The organism is Corallincola platygyrae, assembly GCF_039544265.1.
Classification (GTDB): domain Bacteria; phylum Pseudomonadota; class Gammaproteobacteria; order Enterobacterales; family Neiellaceae; genus Corallincola; species Corallincola platygyrae.
In genome coordinates this window covers 1-17,773 of record NZ_BAABLI010000014.1, presented here as the reverse complement: position 1 = coordinate 17,773, position 17,773 = coordinate 1, and the positions used below count along the sequence as shown (strand labels likewise).

At 49.9% G+C, this 17,773-nt stretch carries 14 protein-coding genes; 6 read left to right on the top strand and 8 right to left on the bottom strand.

Going from position 1 to position 17,773, the window contains the following annotated elements; all coding sequences use genetic code 11:
* Positions 1 to 29: 29 nt before the first annotated feature.
* From ABEA14_RS11385 to ABEA14_RS11365, 5 genes are all read right to left on the bottom strand, one after another.
* Positions 30 to 725 carry a hypothetical protein gene (locus ABEA14_RS11385; RefSeq protein ID WP_345340133.1) on the bottom strand — a complete coding sequence of 232 codons (696 nt, stop codon included), beginning with the start codon at positions 723 to 725 and terminating at the stop codon, positions 30 to 32.
* Positions 726 to 999: 274 nt separating this feature from the next.
* Positions 1,000 to 1,185, bottom strand: coding sequence for a Trm112 family protein (locus tag ABEA14_RS11380; RefSeq protein ID WP_345340132.1), 186 nt, complete (start codon positions 1,183 to 1,185; stop codon positions 1,000 to 1,002).
* A gap of 10 nt (positions 1,186 to 1,195) precedes the next feature.
* Complete coding sequence (gene lpxK, locus ABEA14_RS11375; RefSeq protein ID WP_345340131.1) at positions 1,196 to 2,173, bottom strand: tetraacyldisaccharide 4'-kinase; 978 nt, start codon at positions 2,171 to 2,173, stop codon at positions 1,196 to 1,198.
* On the bottom strand, positions 2,173 to 3,915 hold the full coding sequence (gene msbA, locus ABEA14_RS11370) for a lipid A ABC transporter ATP-binding protein/permease MsbA (protein ID WP_345340130.1): 1,743 nt from the start codon (positions 3,913 to 3,915) through the stop codon (positions 2,173 to 2,175). Before msbA ends, lpxK begins: the two co-directional genes overlap by 1 nt.
* A gap of 33 nt (positions 3,916 to 3,948) precedes the next feature.
* Positions 3,949 to 6,243: a DNA internalization-related competence protein ComEC/Rec2 gene (locus ABEA14_RS11365; RefSeq protein WP_345340129.1), complete on the bottom strand. Its 2,295-nt coding sequence runs from the start codon at positions 6,241 to 6,243 to the stop codon at positions 3,949 to 3,951.
* Positions 6,244 to 6,283: 40 nt separating this feature from the next.
* Here ABEA14_RS11365 and ABEA14_RS11360 point away from each other — a divergent pair, with 40 nt between their 5' ends.
* Positions 6,284 to 6,811 carry a DUF2062 domain-containing protein gene (locus ABEA14_RS11360; protein WP_345340128.1) on the top strand — a complete coding sequence of 176 codons (528 nt, stop codon included), beginning with the start codon at positions 6,284 to 6,286 and terminating at the stop codon, positions 6,809 to 6,811.
* A gap of 7 nt (positions 6,812 to 6,818) precedes the next feature.
* Here the strand turns inward: ABEA14_RS11360 and lolE are convergent, their stop codons facing one another.
* From lolE to ABEA14_RS11345, 3 genes are read right to left on the bottom strand one after another with little or no spacing between them, the layout of a single operon-like run.
* The gene (lolE, locus tag ABEA14_RS11355) at positions 6,819 to 8,057 is read right to left on the bottom strand and encodes a lipoprotein-releasing ABC transporter permease subunit LolE (protein WP_345340127.1); all 1,239 of its coding nucleotides are present in this window, start codon (positions 8,055 to 8,057) and stop codon (positions 6,819 to 6,821) included.
* Entirely contained in the window at positions 8,057 to 8,743 is a 687-nt protein-coding gene (lolD, locus tag ABEA14_RS11350) for a lipoprotein-releasing ABC transporter ATP-binding protein LolD (RefSeq protein WP_345340126.1), read from the bottom strand. Before lolD ends, lolE begins: the two co-directional genes overlap by 1 nt.
* Complete coding sequence (locus tag ABEA14_RS11345) at positions 8,736 to 9,977, bottom strand: lipoprotein-releasing ABC transporter permease subunit (protein ID WP_345340125.1); 1,242 nt, start codon at positions 9,975 to 9,977, stop codon at positions 8,736 to 8,738. Before ABEA14_RS11345 ends, lolD begins: the two co-directional genes overlap by 8 nt.
* A gap of 102 nt (positions 9,978 to 10,079) precedes the next feature.
* Between ABEA14_RS11345 and ABEA14_RS11340 the strand changes: the two genes are divergently transcribed.
* Genes ABEA14_RS11340 through ABEA14_RS11320 form a run of 5 tightly spaced genes read left to right on the top strand, consistent with a single transcriptional unit; the run spans position 10,080 to position 17,680 of the window.
* The gene (locus tag ABEA14_RS11340; protein WP_345340124.1) at positions 10,080 to 10,649 is read left to right on the top strand and encodes a PilZ domain-containing protein; all 570 of its coding nucleotides are present in this window, start codon (positions 10,080 to 10,082) and stop codon (positions 10,647 to 10,649) included.
* Positions 10,646 to 11,710 carry an agmatine deiminase family protein gene (locus tag ABEA14_RS11335; RefSeq protein ID WP_345340123.1) on the top strand — a complete coding sequence of 355 codons (1,065 nt, stop codon included), beginning with the start codon at positions 10,646 to 10,648 and terminating at the stop codon, positions 11,708 to 11,710. The genes ABEA14_RS11340 and ABEA14_RS11335 overlap by 4 nt, the downstream gene beginning before the upstream one ends.
* A 2-nt stretch (positions 11,711 to 11,712) precedes the next feature.
* Positions 11,713 to 12,597 carry a carbon-nitrogen hydrolase gene (locus ABEA14_RS11330; RefSeq protein WP_345340122.1) on the top strand — a complete coding sequence of 295 codons (885 nt, stop codon included), beginning with the start codon at positions 11,713 to 11,715 and terminating at the stop codon, positions 12,595 to 12,597.
* The gene (gene mfd, locus ABEA14_RS11325) at positions 12,597 to 16,103 is read left to right on the top strand and encodes a transcription-repair coupling factor (protein ID WP_345340121.1); all 3,507 of its coding nucleotides are present in this window, start codon (positions 12,597 to 12,599) and stop codon (positions 16,101 to 16,103) included. The genes ABEA14_RS11330 and mfd overlap by 1 nt, the downstream gene beginning before the upstream one ends.
* Positions 16,103 to 17,680, top strand: a complete 1,578-nt coding sequence (locus ABEA14_RS11320; RefSeq protein WP_345340120.1) for a CsiV family protein — start codon at positions 16,103 to 16,105, stop codon at positions 17,678 to 17,680. Before mfd ends, ABEA14_RS11320 begins: the two co-directional genes overlap by 1 nt.
* Positions 17,681 to 17,773 lie beyond the last annotated feature (93 nt).

Here is a 17,773-nt window from a genome sequence, read left to right as displayed (position 1 = left end):
AAGCTGCCTTTTTCTTTTCCTTAAACCGACTAGCCGATCCAGCTCAAATAGATACCAGCAACAACCGCCGTTGCCGCAACCGTAGAGCGGCCCCAACACCAGTGAGAGCATTGAATCAGATGTTGTTGTGCGCGAAAACAGTTAGCCAGTAGTAATGCAGGTAGCGACATCGCTATCAGAATAAACGTCCGCAGAGCAAACAACGACACGGTAAGCAGCCCCGACAGGTAGAAAGCCAACATAAATCGGTTGGGATCTTCTATGCCAAACAGGGAAAGATCGCGGGAAAATCCAAACAACACCCCGGGGTGAAGTTCAACCATCCAGTCCATCAATAAGATGGGCCAGGGTAAGAACAAGCAGACAACCAATAATGATTTGCCTGTTAACAGCTCTTTTTTAAATTCGCCGGGAAATTGGAGCGATGCCCAGAGCGTGGTTACGCCTATGGTCAACCAAACGAAAGAGGCAGAGGGAACAACGTGTGCTGAGATCGAGCCTAATACGGTGCATACAAGTACAAAAGACAATGCGCCAATGAAGTACTTACCAAAAGATAAGCTGCGCCTGACTCGCATCAGATCTTCTGCTTTCCAACTAAACATTTTGCCTCGGTTGAGCGAATCAAAATAACGCTTGCCGGAGTGATTCAATAGTGTCAATTGCTTAGATAACACAACTATACCTGCCGCTGTTAACAGCAGTCCGGCCATCGCTTCAACCATTCTCTACCCCTGCCTTTTCCCTTGCCCACATATAAGCTGGCATTTTGGACATCATTAACGAGTGCGCACTGATCTAGCGCACATTAAGTGTGATCTACGTCACTATGCCCTTAAAAGGCGTGTGGGTCCAGCATTGGTTAATGATTAGCCAACAGGTTGGAGTTGTTAGGCTGGCCAAAGGAGCTTAAAGCATGTGTTTAATTGCTGCACGATACTCGTGCTCGGGCCAATTAACTATTTGGCCCGTATCAATTTGTTCATTTAGTTAGAACAGTTACGCCATCTCTTCTTCGGTAGCAGCCCTCGCTTCATTCTCCAGCAAAACGGGGATGCCTTCATCGATAGGGAAAACAAGCTTATCAAAGCGACAAAGCAGGCCTTGGTTATCCTTTGTTAAAACTAGCTTGCCCTTACAACAGGGGCAGGCGATGATTTCCAGTAGTTTTTTGTCATTTAACATCTTGTTTAACCTAGCTTTTCAATTGCTTTATCACGGCTTGTGATAGATCTGAAGACAATACGCCATTAACAGGCAGGTACCAAAACTCTTTTTGTGCCGGTTCCGCTGTTAACTTGACCGCATCTTTTTCGGTCATCAGTAGTTTGGTTTCCGATTGTTTAAGGCCTTCAAGCATCGCCAAATCCAAACCGCAATGATCTGGCAGCGGTACCTCTTTTCTAACATCACCACCTAGTTTCGCCACAGCAGCAAAAAACCGACTGGGATTGCCTATACCTGCGGTCAAAGTTAAAGGACCCAACTCACTGACCTTGGCACTATCGCTGTTTCCTATAGCAATGGCATCAGCGGATTCAAGCGTCATTATAAAATCGGTTTCAATCCCATGGCCATCGCCGTTTTGAACTATAAAATTTACCGATCTAAGCCGGGATTTAAGCTCTCTTAGTGGTCCCACAGGCAACAGGCAGCCATTACCCAACTGGCGCTGGCCGTCTACAACCGCTATTTCGATCTGTCGGCCCATTTTGTAATGCTGTAAACCATCGTCACTAATTATCACATCAACGTCATAGTTATTCGTAAGTGACTGAATAGCAGCGACCCGATCAGGCCCTACAACAACAGGAACGCCGGTACGCCGGTGAATCAAAAGTGGCTCGTCCCCTACTTCTGATGCTTTGGAATCGCCACTAACAGGCCACGGATAAGAGGGGGCAGTTGCGCCATATCCTCTGGATACAACACCAGGTCGATAGCCTGCGGCGGCAAGTTGTTCGCACAAGTAAACCACCAAGGGGGTTTTGCCCGTTCCACCGACAGAAATGTTGCCAACCACAATAACGGGCAATTCAGCCGTCACTTGTTTAAAGCGGCATATATACCAACGCCTGATTGAGCTAATCAGCCAGAACAGCAAAGAAAATGGCAGTAAGATGTACGGCCAAACACTTTTGTCATACCAGGCATTAGGAAGTGGCGTGAACATCAATCACCAAACTGAAGTTTATGCAGCTGTGCGTATGCCCCATCTTTGGACAACAACTCAGTATGTGTCCCCTGCTCCTTTATCTCACCCCCATCAAGCACAACGATCTTATCTGCATTCTCAATGGTGGACAGGCGATGAGCTATAACCAAACAGGTACGATTCTTTTGCAGTTCTTCCAGCGCCCCTTGAATATGGCGCTCACTTTCGGTGTCGAGTGCCGATGTCGCCTCGTCGAGGATCAGTATTGGCGCATTTCGCAGCAGCGCTCTGGCAATTGCGATACGCTGGCGTTGTCCCCCTGACAGCATCACGCCATTTTCTCCAACCTGAGTATCCAAACCGTCTGGCATTTGATCCGTGAACTCAATTACATGTGCGCTTTTCGCTGCTTCGATAATTTGTTCTCGGGTAACACTTTCATCACAGGCATAGGCAATATTGTTGGCGATAGTGTCGTCGAACAGCGTGACATGCTGTGACACGATAGCGAAGTGAGAACGCAAATTGGCCAGGGTAAAGTCATGGAGTTCAATACCATCGACCCTGATGCTACCGTTCTCATAGTCGTAAAAGCGTGTGAGCAAACTGGTGATTGTGGACTTACCACTACCCGAACGGCCCACCAAGGCCACCGTTTTCCCGGGTTCAACGTGCAGGTCCAATTCCTTGAGAGCTGGCGCCTCTTTGCCCTGATAGGTAAAGGTTAATCCTTCGATTTTTATATCTCCGGATACACGATCAACCGTTTTCTCACCGGTATCTTTTTCAATCTCCTCATCCAACACTGAGAAGATGCTGGCGCTGGCAGCCATACCTTTCTGAAACTGGCTATTTACAGAGGTCAGCTGTTTAAGTGGACGCAGCAGCATAATCATTGAGGTGATCACGATAGTGAATGTGCCGGGCGTCAGCGTCTCAAGCATGCTATCCATGCTGGCCACCAGCAATACCGTCGCCAAAGCAAAAGATGCGATGATTTGAATCACTGGCACACTGATGGCGCTGGCAGCGACCATTTTCATATTCTGGCGCCGCGTCTGGTTATTCACTTTATAAAACCGCTCCGCTTCCAGCTTTTGGCCACCGAAGGTAAGCACCACTTTATGACCATTCAGCATCTGCTCAGCAGAAGTCGTGATTGTGCCCATGGCATTTTGGATTTGACGACTAATCTTGCGAAAACGTTTACTCACAAAACTAACGACGACACCGATAATCGGACCTATCACCAAAAAGATCGCCGATAACTGCCAGCTTTGATAGAACATCAGCGCCAGCATTCCAATCACAAATGCGCCCTCTTTCACAATGATAATCAGAGTCTTACTGGCGGCATTTGCGACCTGCTCAGTATCATAAGTGATCTTGGATATCAGTTGTCCCGTGGTCTGGTTGTCAAAGTACGGCACGGGCATCTTAATCATGTGTTCAAACAGCGCCTGACGCATCGTCATAACCACGTTACTACCCACCCATGCCAGGCAATAGGTAGACACGAAATTACAGATCCCGCGAACAACAAATGCTGCTAATACAAACAGTGGCGCGTAGGTAAGTACTTCGGGATTTTTGTTTGTCAGGCCTTCATCAATCAGCGGCTTGATCGAGTAGATAAAAAGTGAGTCGACACCGGCATAGCCAATCATGGCGATAATGGAGGCGATAAACGCCGCTTTGTACGGCTTAATGTAAGAAAGCAGGCGCTTAAAATGATGCGTATTGGCAGTGTCGCTTTGCATTCGAAACTCTTAATTTAAAATCAGCGGGTTATTCTACATCGCTCGCCGACATCCCGACAAACTCTGATACCAAAATGGCCAAAACAATGATGCGCCATCCACCCTGGTGCTAGTCACCTCTATCTCGGTTTTGGCCATTTTGAGAGTAATTTGGCCAAGGCATGCAGTATCAAGTAACCGGCTTCCGCTGTTCCGGTAACGATTTACCACACCAGAGTGAGGCATTCCGTATCGATTATAGGCGCCGCGGCTAAATACCACGTAATCCGGTTCTACTGCCTCTATAAAGGCGGCCGAAGAGGAACTTTTACTACCGTGATGAGGCGCAACAACCAGATCTGCTTTAAGTTGGAGCCGCTTTTCTACTAAAGCCTTTTCGATCGACGCTTCGATATCTCCGGTTAAGAGGATACTGCGATGGCCGTCTGAAATATGTAAAACACAGCTATGGTTGTTCTTGTTTCTGGTTAGAGGGTTAGCAGGATGAAGAACCTTAACTTCCAAATCACCCAGCCGAAAGCTCTGTCCCCGGCGGCAATAATGGTAATTACCTAAACGCGCACTCTGCCTATCTGGTTTGGGTTGCATAATGTTCTCCACGTCAAATTTACTTAACGTGGATTGGGCGCCTCCGACATGGTCAATGTCGTTATGACTCAAAACCAACCAGTCAATCTTTCGTATTCCCTTCGCCTTCAATACCTGATGCAGGCTGTGTTCAGCGACGACAAACCCAGAGCGAAACCTGTTTCCAACATCGTATACCAATACGTCGTTTTCAGATTGCACGACCACCGACAGCCCCTGCCCCACATCAATCACATCCACCTGCCACGACTGATCATCGATCTGCCTAAACGCCATCACCAACGGAATAGATGCGATACATACAGCCATAGGCCATAGCCTGCGGTTGCTTAATGTAATTAACAGCGCGGCAAATAAGCACACAAGTAGGGTTGAAGGCCACTCAATAACACCAAGATCAAGCTGCGTGATTAAAGTAAGCCAATAAACAAAAAGCGAGAACAACTCATCGATAGGTATCGCCAACCAGGAAGCAAACGTGGGCGAAATAGGTAGGATAACAAGTAGCAACATCATCAATGGCAGGGTTAACAGCGTAATCAGCGGCACAACCACCATATTTGCCAAAGGGGATAAGGGAGCAAAAAAACCTAAAAGAAGTGAAGACACAGGCACCAGCAAAACAGAAAGTACCAGTTGGAAAGTCAGCACATAAATGAGCCGGCCTACAAAATTGGTTCTCGAACGTTTGCGCCAAAGCCAATTCAGTAAGGCAATATTGGCGACGGCACCAAAACTCAACCAAAGACTTATGCCATAAAGCGCATATGGGGAAACGATAATAACCCCTGCCAACAAGGCCAAAAGCAATTCGGTTCTGGAAAGTCGTATTTGCAGCGCTTGCAACGCACACCAAACGGTAATGGCCAACAACGCTCTTTGTGCTGGCAACGCCATACCTGAAATTTGGGCGTAAACCGCACAACAGCCCAACGCGAACAATGAACAAATAATCATTCGCGCTCTGGGATATTGGCTTGTGACGTTCAAACGAGTGTTAAAAACCCTACAAAGCCCGTTCACTAACCAATAAACGAAACCTATGTGTAGCCCAGAGATCGCAATAAGGTGGGCAGTCCCTGTCTCCCTGAGCAATTCCCACCTATCCGAGTTTAATAGGCTACGATCTCCCATCGCCAGGGCAAGTATCAGATCTTGATGATTAGAGTCTTCAGTAACAACCAATAGTTTTTGCCGCAGCAACGCCCTGGCGGTTTGTTTTTGATTAAGTAGCTCAGGCGCTTTGCTGCGCACATAACCCGTGCCGTGTAGCCCTTGGCTAAGTAGGAATCTTTCGTAGTCACGGCCTGACTGATTTGCGAAGCCGACGGGAGGTTTCAAACGCACATCAAAGCGCCATATTTCGCCCATCTTTGGAATTTCGTCAGTACGGTACCAGCTCAGCCTTAAGGTACCATGCCACGCCTCTTCACCCTCTTGCTTTGTTTCCGCAACGAATCGCCAACCATCATCTATGCGCTGTGGTAATGAAATTATCTTATTAGTTGTGGTAATGTCTCGCCCCGCAAATGCATCCGGCACCAGTTGAGCTTCGTATTGCTGGTTATGGAAACTAATCCAACCCAGCCCTAAAAGCACGCCCAGAACAAAGGGAGCAAGCCTTTTGGGAAGGCAAAGCGCTATCGCACTGGTAGCAATAGCAATCCAGGGCGAAGGAACGATTGGTAGATTGGCGGCTATAATTGCGCCAGCGATAAAGCCAAAAAGAGCGGTTTGCAAATGCCAGACGTAAACGATTGAGATCAGGTCTATTCACTATATGCCAAAAAAGATGTTAAAGCGGGTGATGCCCAGCCATGAAACCGTGAAGTCGCATAAATATCTACAAATTTTCGGCAACCTTCTGCATGATCCCAACCTGTTTCACTTAAACAGACGCTCTGCAGCTGGCGCATTTGCTGTTGGGCTGTTTTGTGCGTTTATGCCTATCCCGTTTCAGATGCTACTCGCTGCATCTATCGCTATTCTGGTAAGAACCAACCTGCCTCTCTCCGTGGCGCTGGTCTGGATCAGCAATCCCATCACCATGCCCCCTATCTTTTATGGCGCGTATCTGGTGGGTGTTTGGGTTACTGGGAATAGTGAAAAGCAGTTTAGTTTCGAACTCAGCTGGCAAGGCGTGGTAGACAGCTTCACTCACCTTGGCTATCCATTTCTGGTAGGTTGCGGGATCAGCGGGATTATTGCTGGCGCCTTGGGCTACTTCATTATCCGCATGTTTTGGCGCTACTCGATAGTCCGCCACTGGCGTCAACGCCAGCAGCGAACTAACGAAACATCAAAATAATCTGAGGTTAAATCGTTTGTCCCAATACGCTGGCGGGCTGCACTTTGCTCGCCGTCCAGGCGGGATATAGTGTTGCCAGCAAAGACAGAACTACAGCGACTATGGCTGTCGCCAACACATCGGATGGTTGCAGCAACGACGGTAGAAAGTCGATAAAGTAAATCTCTGGATCCAGCAATTTTTGGCCTGTCAGTGATTCAACAAACTTAGCGATATCTCCAAGAGACCCCGCCAGCAACACGCCCAATACTGAACCTATGACGCTACCCAGTAAGCCATTAAACAATCCTTGGAACATAAATACGCGCATAATCATGCCATTGCTTGAGCCCATGGTTTTTAGGATGGCGATCTCCGACTGTTTATCCTGCACAGCCAGCACTAAGGTCGAAACAATATTAAAACTGGCCACGGCGATCACCAGTGTTAAAACCAGATAGACAATGCCACGGACCAATTGGATATCACTGTACAAATGTCCCTGAGTACGGGTCCAATCACTGATGTAAAGGTAATGTGGCATCTCATAGGCTGCGGCACGAATTAAAGCAGGGCTTTGCATCACATCCGCAAACTTAAATCGGATCCCCTGCACGCCGCGATCCCAACCTCCCAACTCTGACGCTGTTTTAATGGAGATCAATGCAGCTCGGGCATCCATTTCACCACCCATGCTGATAAGACGTTTAACAGTGAACAACTTGCGTTCAGGGGGGCGCATTTTCATTTCAGGATCCAGCGTTGGAATAAGCATCATCACCTTATCCCCTACATCCACACCCAAATGCTCTGCAATCCCCACGCCCAGCCATAGCTCATCTTCCACCAAGGTAGATGCAGGCTCCGGCAGCAGGTACTGATCAATACCAGACACACCAAACTCATAATCAAGGTCAACGCCACGCGCTTCGATAGCGCGCATCTTACCCCCACGCTCCAGCATGGCATTGAACTTAACGAACGGTGCAGCAGCAACATAGGCAGGGTCTGATAACAACGGGCCAGCATAGCTGTACCAGTCTGTAATCGGGTCGCGTACGGCAGTCACCTCACCATGAGGCACCACCGATAGCAACTTATCTTTAAGCGCCTGCTCAAAACCGTTCATGGCTGACAGCAAGGTGATCAATACCATCACACCAAGGGCTATGCCCATGGTTGAAGATGCAGAAATAAACGATATAAAACGATTTCGTTGTCTGGCCCGGCTGAACCTGAAAGCCACCCAAAGTGCTAACTGCCGCATTAGCTGCTTTGCTCCTCTAGCTGACCGTTAACCAGAGAAACCTTACGGTGTAATCGCTCAGCAAGCGCTAAATCATGTGTCACCACAACAAAACTGGTACCCAGGCGCTGATTCAAATCCAACATCAATTGATACACCGCATCGCCGGTTTTGGCATCCAGATTTCCCGTTGGCTCGTCAGCCAGCACCAATCGGGGCTCTGTCACCAAAGCACGGGCAATGGCAACGCGCTGACGCTCCCCCCCGGAAAGCTCAGATGGGCGATGTTTCTGGCGATGGGACAAACCAACCTGCTCCAACATATCCGCCGCTTTTTTTCTCGCTTCTTTGCCATTGGTACCGCCAATAAGCAATGGCATCGCAACGTTTTCTAGCGCATTAAACTCTGGCAGCAGGTGGTGAAACTGGTAGACGAACCCTAACTTGGCGTTACGCAAGCGACATTGCTGGGTCGCGTTTAAGGAGTAGATATCATCGCCATCAAGCTCAACTTTACCGCTGGAGGGCGAGTCCAATGCGCCCATAAGATGCAGGAGCGTACTTTTGCCCGATCCTGATGAACCCACAATCGCAAGCATCTCCCCCTCATTCACCGACAAACTGACGCCTTTGAGCACCTCGGTAGTCAGACTTCCTTCCTGATAGGTTTTGGTGACATCGTCACACACCAATAAAGGTTTACTCATAACGTAATGTTTCCGCTGGTTGAATCTTAGATGCGCGACGCGCGGGATAATAGGCTGCTAATACACAAAGACAAACTGCCGTCAGGGTCAGCAAAGCCACCTGGCCAGTTTGATAATCCACCGGCATAGGCCGCATACCTATGCCCGGTGCCGGAACGAGGGGCAACCCTAAGATGGGAGTCAGCACGTCTAAATTGAGCACAACCGCACTGCCAATGGCCAACCCTAACAAGGTGCCAAGCACACCGTTGTATATGCCTTGGAGTAAAAACACCATCTGCACACCTGCTGGGGTAAGTCCCAGAGTTTTCAGAATCGCTATTTCGGCGCGTTTTTCACCCACCAACATGACCAAGGCTGACACAATATTAAATGCCGCTACTGCAATGATCAGAGAAAGCAGTAGCCACATCATGTTCTTTTCCATTTTCACAGCAGCAAACAGTTTGCCCTGACTTTTGCTCCAGGTATCCAGGTGCCATTGTTCTCCAAGGCTTTGGGCCAATTCACTGGCGACCCTGTCGGCATCAAATGCATCATCCAGGTAAAGGCGAACACCCTCAGCACTTTGCTTGGGTTTACGGGTTAACTTGGCGGCATCTTCGCCGTGGATCAGAACCACCAAGCTGTCGATATCAGCACCGATTTCATACATGCCGACAACATTAAATCTGCGCTGACTGGGCATTCTTCCCATTGGGGTGTAGACACTGCCCTCCGCCACCATCAAGCGAACAGTATCTCCAACATTTACACCAAGTTTGGCCGCCATACCCCGCCCAAACACAACGCCATATTTGCCACTTTCCAAATTACGCAACTCACCGGCAATCATGTGATTGCCGATCGTCGAAAGCTGACGTTCGTATTCGGGCCATACACCATAAATCATGGCACCGCGAAGCGTTTTATAGCTTTGCGCCATACCCTCAGCAGCGATGAAAGGTGTTGCTCCCTGAACCTTGGGGTGTGTTGATGCCCGGTCAACTAACGATGGCCACTCTTTAGTGGACGGCGCATCGGCAGCTTCAATAGTCACCTGCGGCACGATGCCCAAAATGCGACGCTTTAGCTCGCCTTCGAAGCCATTCATCACAGAGGTGACAATAATCAACGCAGCAACCCCGAGGGTAACGCCGGTGATGGAGAAGAAGTTAATAAACGAGATAAATCCATGCCCTTTTCGGGCGCGGCTGTATCTAAGACCGATAAACAGGCTGGCAGGATGAAACATCACTTCCTTTGCGGATTAACGCTTTAGTTGTATGTATGCGTAAACAGGGGGGATAATAAAAGGTTATGACGCCGGATAACAAGCAAGTGGTTGAAATAGCCTATGAGTGATCAATATTTTTCAGTGCCTCACCGTTTACCGCTCAACGTCACCCCCCTCGTTGACGACTCAGAGCTCCCGACTCTCGAGCAACTGGACGACGAGATACCCGACGCGTTTAAGCTGGCATCAGAAGTATCGACGGTTGATTCAGGGACCGCGCGCGCGCTCAGAAATATGGGTGATACTGGCGACGAAATCGCAGCGTTTCTGGAACAACAGGCACGAAAAATTAATGTCATAATGGGCTACATTCTTTCGATGCAAGACGATCCAGAGCTCAGGCACCATACCGTCAGCTTTGGTGCCAGCGAGTTTATCTATGAATCTGACAAGGCAGTCACCGAAGGCAGTTATCTGCAGGTAAAGCTGTTCCTTCACGATGAAGCCAGCGCAGTTTATGCCTACGCCCAGGTAACAGGTTGCGAATCGGTGGAAGAGCAATTCCATGTCTCAGCAAAATTCTGTCGACTCAGGGAGTCAGATCATGAATTGCTGATACGCGCCACTTTGCATGTGCAATCAAAGCTGTTAAAAAAGCGCGCCGAAAAACGAAAAGGAGAAGATGCGTGATCCAGCGCTCTGCCCACTTGCCTTCAGAATGGGCCCCACAAGATGCCGTCATGCTAACCTGGCCACATAAAGGAACGGATTGGGCCGATAACTTAGCCTCAACAGAAGCCGTTTTTATCGAATTAGCCAAAGCGGTAACTCGATTCGAAAGGTTAATCATCGTTGCCAATGACCTGGCATTGCGTGCACATATCGCTACCTTGTTAAACAAGGCGGGCGTCGAGATGGGACGCGTCAGGATCCTTATCGCCGAGAGCAATGACACCTGGGCACGCGATCATGGTCCAATCACTGTGTTCAATGGCCATGAGATGCAGCCGCTTTCATTCACCTTTAATGGTTGGGGCGGCAAGTACGAAAGCGACAAAGACAACCTGATCAATGACGCTTTACAAGAACAAGGCGTATTCAAAACACCACTAAAAACCATCCCTTTAGTATTGGAAGGTGGCGGCATCGAAAGTGATGGCTTAGGTACCCTGTTAGTGACGGCGCAGTGCCTGCTTAACCCAAACCGTAATCCATCGCTCGATAAGGCATCAACCGAAACCGCACTGTCAGAGCACCTGTTTGCAGATCATTTCCTCTGGTTAACCAAGGGCGCTATGGAGGGTGACGATACGGATAGCCACATAGATACGCTGGTTAGGTTTGCGCCGAACGACACACTGGTTTATGTGGCGTGTGATGATGAGAATGATGCCCATTTTGACGAACTTAAAGCGATGGAGCAGGAGCTCAAGCAACTGAAGAACCGCCAGCAACAAGCATACTCGTTACTTCCGTTGCCCTGGCCAAAGGCTAAGTACGATGAAAAGGGAAATCGATTACCCGCTACTTACGCCAACTACCTGATCATCGATGGTGCCGTGCTCGTACCTACTTACCAGGATGACGCAGATGCCCTGGCGCTAGATGTCATCGCAAAAGCGTACCCGGGTAGAGAAGTGATAGGCGTAGATTGCCTGTCAATCATCGCGCAATTTGGTAGTCTTCACTGCCTGACGATGCAGCTGCCCAAAGGCACGCTTGCCTATCCGCAACCACAATCGGAGCACTAATCATGTCCCGGCAACTTAACGTCGCCCTACTCCAGCATGCCTGCGGCGACAATGTAACTGATAATCTGGCCCACACCTGTGACCTTATTCGACAAGCGGCAGCGGACGGAGCTGAGCTTGTGGTGCTGCAGGAGTTGCACAGGAGCCGTTACTTCTGCCAGCAAGAGGACGTGGATACGTTTGACCTGGCGGAGCCGATCCCAGGCCCCAGTACCGATACCCTGGGAAAACTAGCCAAAGAGTTGAATGTGGTTATTGTCTCTTCACTTTTTGAGCGCCGTACCGCCGGGTTGTATCACAACACAGCGGTGGTGTTAGAGCGAGACGGCACCATCGCGGGTAAATATCGCAAGATGCACATCCCTGATGACCCTGGGTTTTACGAAAAATTCTACTTCACGCCCGGCGATTTGGGTTTTGAACCCATCGAAACCTCAGTAGGCAAACTCGGAGTGCTGGTATGTTGGGACCAGTGGTTCCCAGAGGGCGCCAGACTGATGGCGATGGCGGGCGCTGAAGTACTCATATATCCCACGGCCATTGGTTGGGATCCAAGAGATGATGACGCTGAAAAATCACGTCAAACTGACGCATGGATCACCATTCAGCGAGCACATGCCATCGCCAACGGTCTGCCCGTGTTGAGCTGCAACCGCGTTGGGCATGAACCAGATCCTGCGGATACGACCCCGGGTATTCAGTTTTGGGGCAATAGTTTCATCACAGGCCCACAAGGGGAATTTCTTGCCCATGCTGGTGAAGAAGCCACTATATTAACCGCCACTATTGATATAGATCGCTGCGAGGATGTACGTCGCATTTGGCCCTATCTGCGCGACCGCCGCATTGATGATTACCAGGACCTAACCAAACGTTTCAGGGACTAATGAGCCAATCTAGCCGTAACACTCTTTTCAAAGCCCAGCTGCCCAAGGCAGCTGGTGATATCCAGCAATGGGGACAAGCGCTTCCTACCGCAGAGTCTCTTGCCATCGCCGAAGCGATCATGGCGCAAGCTGGTGTAACCGTCGTTGTCACATCAGATACACCGAATGCGATAAGGCTCGAGTCTGAGCTATCACATCTGCTGCAAGGCACAGAGATCGATGCCCAGCTGTTTCCGGACTGGGAAACGCTGCCCTACGATACGTTTTCACCCCATCAGGATATCGTCTCTCAACGGCTTTTAACGCTGTACCGCTTGCAACAGGCAAAAGCGAGCAAAGCTAAATTCGCGCTGATTGTTCCAATATCGACCTTGTCGCTGGTTACCGCGCCACCAGAATATCTCGCAGGCCATTCACTTGTCGTGAAAAATGGTCAGCAACTGGCGTTGGACCAGCTCAAAGAGCAGCTCAGCAGAACCGGCTACCATCATGTTCAACAGGTGCTGGAGCATGGTGAATTCAGTGTTCGCGGCTCGATCCTTGACCTGTTCCCTATGGGAAGCCAGACGCCGTTTCGTATCGATTTTTTTGACGACGAAGTAGATTCAATTCGTCCTTTTGATCCTGAAACACAACGCTCAGAGTCTCCGATTGAAAAGATTGAACTGCTGCCTGGACACGAGTTTCCAACTGATGATGACGCGATCGAACGTTTCCGCAGTCAGTTCCGCGAACAGTTCAGTGTTAGCAACGCCAAAGAGTCGCTCTACCAACAAGTAAGCAAGAAGCTACTCCCTGCGGGTATCGAATACTATCTGCCGCTATTTTATGAAAACGTTGGCTCACTGTTTGATTACCTTCCAGAAGATAGCTTGATATTGCAGGTTGGCGATCTGGTCGCCTCTGCAGAGCATTTTTTCAAAGATGTTGAACAGCGCTATCATGACCGCTCAGTCGATCCTTTAAGGCCGATACTCAAACCCGCTTCCCTGTTTATCGAGCCCAACAAGCTGTTTGGCCAGCTGAAAGCATGGCCCAGAGCACAGCTATCTAAAGAGGTTCAGCCAACTAAGGTGGGGCGTTCTAACTTAGGCGCCAAGCACGTTGAAGATATCGCGGTAAACCATAAGTTTGCTCAGCCCCTGACTCACCTAATCGAGTACCTGAAGCAACAGGTTGGGCGTACGCTGTTTGTGGTTGAATCAGAAGGCCGCCAAGAAGCGCTGTTAGAACTCTTGGGTAAAGCCTCAATAAAGCCTGAAAAACAGGTTTCGATTTACGACTTTATAGATACTGACGCCCCTTACGGCATTCTCATTGCGCCGTTTGAGCACTCGGTTTATCTGAGCTCTCTGCCTCTCAATATCATCACTGAGACCGAGCTGTTTGGAAATCGCGTAAAACAGCGCAGACGTCAGAAAAGCAGCCGTAGCCTCAGCCCTGACCAGTTGATACGAAACCTGGCTGAGCTTCAGGAAGGTCAGCCGGTGGTCCACCTTGATCACGGTGTCGGACGTTACGCGGGACTGCAAACGCTCGAAGCAGGTGGCATCAAGACCGAGTTCTTAACTCTGGAGTACGCCGGAAGCGACAAACTGTATGTCCCGGTTTCCTCGCTGCATCTTATTGGCCGCTACTCCGGTGCCGAACCAGAACACGCTCCACTGCATAAATTGGGAAGCGAAACCTGGGGCCGACTTAAGAAAAAAGCGGCAGAAAAAGTACGCGATGTCGCCGCAGAGCTGCTCAATATCTACGCCAACCGCGCGGCGAAAACTGGCGTCAGCTTCAAGCTGGACAACGAGTATGAAGCCTTTGCTGAAAGCTTCCCATTTGAAGAGACGATAGACCAGAAGCAGGCGATCAACGCAGTCATCAAAGACATGGCCGCTGAGAAGTCGATGGATCGTTTGGTCTGTGGTGATGTTGGATTTGGTAAAACTGAAGTAGCAATGCGGGCAGCCTACGTTGCGGTGAGCAATGGTAAACAGGTGGCCGTACTGGTCCCCACTACCCTGTTGGCTCAACAGCACTATGATAACTTCCGTGATCGTTTCGCGGGCCAGGCAGTTTCCATCGAAGTACTTTCACGTTTCCGCACGGCGAAACAAACGCAGCAAGTGTTAGATCAACTGGCTGAAGGCAAGGTAGACATTGTTATCGGCACCCATAAGCTGATCCAACAACAGATCGACTTTAACGATCTGGGACTGCTCATCGTCGACGAAGAGCACCGCTTTGGCGTTCGCCAGAAGGAAAAAATCAAAGCGCTGCGCGCCGATGTCGATATTCTCACGCTTACCGCAACTCCGATCCCACGGACATTAAACATGGCGTTGGGAGGGATGCGTGATCTCTCCATCATTGCGACACCACCTGCCAGACGTCTGGCGGTTAAAACCTTCGTCAGGCAAAGAGATGAACACCTGATCCGTGAAGCGATCATGCGTGAGTTGCTCCGTGGTGGACAGGTGTATTTCCTGCACAATAGCGTAGATACCATAGAGCGCACTTTCGAAGAGTTGAGTACCATTGTTCCTGAAGCGCGTATCGCCATCGCCCACGGTCAGATGCGAGAGCGCGAATTGGAACAGGTGATGTCAGACTTTTATCACCAACGCTACAACGTGCTGCTATGTACCACCATTATTGAAACAGGTATCGATGTTGCCTCTGCCAACACTATTATCATGGACCGGGCCGACCATTTAGGTCTGGCACAGTTGCATCAGCTTCGTGGTCGTGTTGGTAGATCTCATCACCAGGCCTACGCCTACTTGCTCACCCCTCCACCTAAGCGCCTGACCAAAGATGCTGAAAAACGGTTAGAAGCGATTGCGCAGTTGGAGGATTTAGGCGCAGGTTTTGCCCTGGCGACACACGATCTTGAGATCCGTGGTGCAGGCGAATTACTCGGAGACGAGCAAAGTGGCCAGATCAACGCCATCGGTTTCAGTCTCTACATGGATATGTTGGAGAAAGCGGTTGAAGCCCTTCAGCGTGGCGAAGAGATAAACCTCGAGCAGGATATGGGCAAACAGACCGAGATCGAGTTAAAGATCCCAGCTCTGCTGCCTGATGACTACATCTTTGAGGTCAACCTGAGGCTCTCTTTCTACAAACGGATTGCCAGTGCAACCGACCAGTCATCTCTTGATGAGCTGCAGGTTGAACTGATTGACCGCTTTGGTTTGCTTCCTGAGCCAGCCAAGAACCTTTTCCGTGTCAACGAACTCAGGTTACACGCGCAGAAATTGGGCATTGCTCGCATTGATGCCCATGCCAAAGGCGGCACAGTAGAGTTCAATGCCAAAACCACGGTAGATCCGGCATTTATCATTAAACTGATTCAAACCCAGCCTGCACAATACCGTTTGGAAGGTGCTGATAAGCTGAGGTTTGTCATACCGTCACAAAGCTATGAACAACGACTGGCATTAATAGAGCAAATGCTGGCAGAATTCAGAAAACATAGCAGTGAATTAACAGATAAGGACAGAGGTTGATGACGCGACGTCCCCTCCTCAACAAGTTGTTGGTGCCTACCTTGCTGGCATCAAGTATCACAGCTGCGCCGAGTGTACAGGCAGAACAGATGGAACCTCGCTGGTTCGAAGTTGAAGTGATTCTTTTTACTCGAAATGTGCCTGCAAGCAGCGTAAACGAACATTGGCCGTCAGAATCTCAACGTATCGTGACAAAAGATGCGCCTGATCTATTGGCGCCGCTGCTCTTTCCTCCTGAACCGGAAGCGTCAGAACAATCCCATTGTATCCCGGCAGATGCGATTGTGGGCGATGACCAGGCCACTAACGCACCCATCGATGATACAGGGGGCGTCGAACCCGGCCCGGAAGCGCCTGGTTCAGATGCAAGTGGTGATGACGTCTTGGCCGAAGCAGTTGCTGGTGAAGAGCAAACGACCCTGCCACCAGTGTGCGATGACACAGCTGAAACTGCTTTGACAGAGCCGCAACCACATAAGGCTTTGGCCAATGTACCCCAGGTCGTCACAGCGCCGTCCATGCCCTCAGAGGACAAAGCGCCTTATCTGATTGATGAGTCATCGCTGCAGTTGACCAAGCAGCGCCAGGTGATCTCTCAACGTCCAGAATTCAAATTAATGCTTCACACCGGTTGGCGCCAAGAGATGGTGCCACGCAGGGGCAGTCCGCGCTGGCACCTGTTTGCAGGCAGAGATTTTTCGGAGCAGTTCAATCCTGATGGCACAACAACATTAGAGATTGAGCCAACACCTAGCCTGCTTGATTGTCCCGAAGGTACTGTCACTTTCGAAGGTGAATGCCTTGCTGCGGACAACCCTGACGGTGAGTTGCAGGCTTCCGGTGCAGACACTTTAGGCCTGGACTCTTCCGGAATGGACACTCCCGTTTCAGACCAGCCTGAACAGCAAGCCCCGCTTTCAGAGCAGCAGGTGCAGGATAATATCGTTGCCCTGCTAGAGGCACAGGAGGGGCAAGGTGAACAGCCAGTTCAACCATCTAGCGATGAAATACTGTCAGAAGTCACTGATTCGCCAGAAGAGCCAGTGTTACCCGTTTGGGAACTTGATGGCTTGTTCCGCGTATATCTTGAACACTACCTCTACATCGATGCAGATTTCAGCTATCACATCGAAGGTGAGCGCATCGTTCCTGTCGCGGAAAACATCGAAGGTGCAACGTCGCTGGAAGATGATTCAGCAGTCGATGGAGAAGCATCACTGCTAGCGGCCCCCGAACCAACACTTTCTGCTGATGAACTGGTTACCGATGAATTCGCAGCCGAAACGCTGCCATTTGGCCAGCAGGAAGATCCGGAAGCCGGTGGAACGCTGGTTGCACAGCAGCAAATGGAACCTTACCTGTATAGCTATCGTCTGAATCAGACCAGACGACTTCGCAGTGGTGAGCTGCATTACATCGACCACCCATTGATGGGGATCCTGATCCAGATCCGCACACATGAGTATCGCGCCCCTGCGCCTGAAGTATCTCCTGACGAAGGTGCGTCTTCTGGAACACAAGCGGTTCCTGGCGATGGTTCTGGTGTAGCAAGCCCTGAAGCGCCGACCGCTTCATAAGAGCGCAGCTGTAAATAATCCACCTGCATAGCAGGTGGCTTTGCTTTTGGGCACCCTATAAGGGTGCTTTTCTGCTTTAACTAACTCCTAACT

Bases quoted from the DNA above. Each gene is read 5' to 3' on its own strand.
- lpxK (WP_345340131.1), bottom strand. From the start codon at position 2,173: ATGTTCACGCCACTTCCTAATGCCTGGTATGACAAAAGTGTTTGGCCG.
- lolD (WP_345340126.1), bottom strand. From the start codon at position 8,743: ATGAGTAAACCTTTATTGGTGTGTGACGATGTCACCAAAACCTATCAG.
- ABEA14_RS11330 (WP_345340122.1), top strand. From the start codon at position 11,713: ATGTCCCGGCAACTTAACGTCGCCCTACTCCAGCATGCCTGCGGCGAC.
- ABEA14_RS11340 (WP_345340124.1), top strand. From the start codon at position 10,080: ATGAGTGATCAATATTTTTCAGTGCCTCACCGTTTACCGCTCAACGTC.
- ABEA14_RS11345 (WP_345340125.1), bottom strand. From the start codon at position 9,977: ATGTTTCATCCTGCCAGCCTGTTTATCGGTCTTAGATACAGCCGCGCC.
- msbA (WP_345340130.1), bottom strand. From the start codon at position 3,915: ATGCAAAGCGACACTGCCAATACGCATCATTTTAAGCGCCTGCTTTCT.
- ABEA14_RS11360 (WP_345340128.1), top strand. From the start codon at position 6,284: ATGCCAAAAAAGATGTTAAAGCGGGTGATGCCCAGCCATGAAACCGTG.
- ABEA14_RS11320 (WP_345340120.1), top strand. From the start codon at position 16,103: ATGACGCGACGTCCCCTCCTCAACAAGTTGTTGGTGCCTACCTTGCTG.
- lolE (WP_345340127.1), bottom strand. From the start codon at position 8,057: ATGCGGCAGTTAGCACTTTGGGTGGCTTTCAGGTTCAGCCGGGCCAGA.
- ABEA14_RS11380 (WP_345340132.1), bottom strand. From the start codon at position 1,185: ATGTTAAATGACAAAAAACTACTGGAAATCATCGCCTGCCCCTGTTGT.
- ABEA14_RS11385 (WP_345340133.1), bottom strand. From the start codon at position 725: ATGGTTGAAGCGATGGCCGGACTGCTGTTAACAGCGGCAGGTATAGTT.
- mfd (WP_345340121.1), top strand. From the start codon at position 12,597: ATGAGCCAATCTAGCCGTAACACTCTTTTCAAAGCCCAGCTGCCCAAG.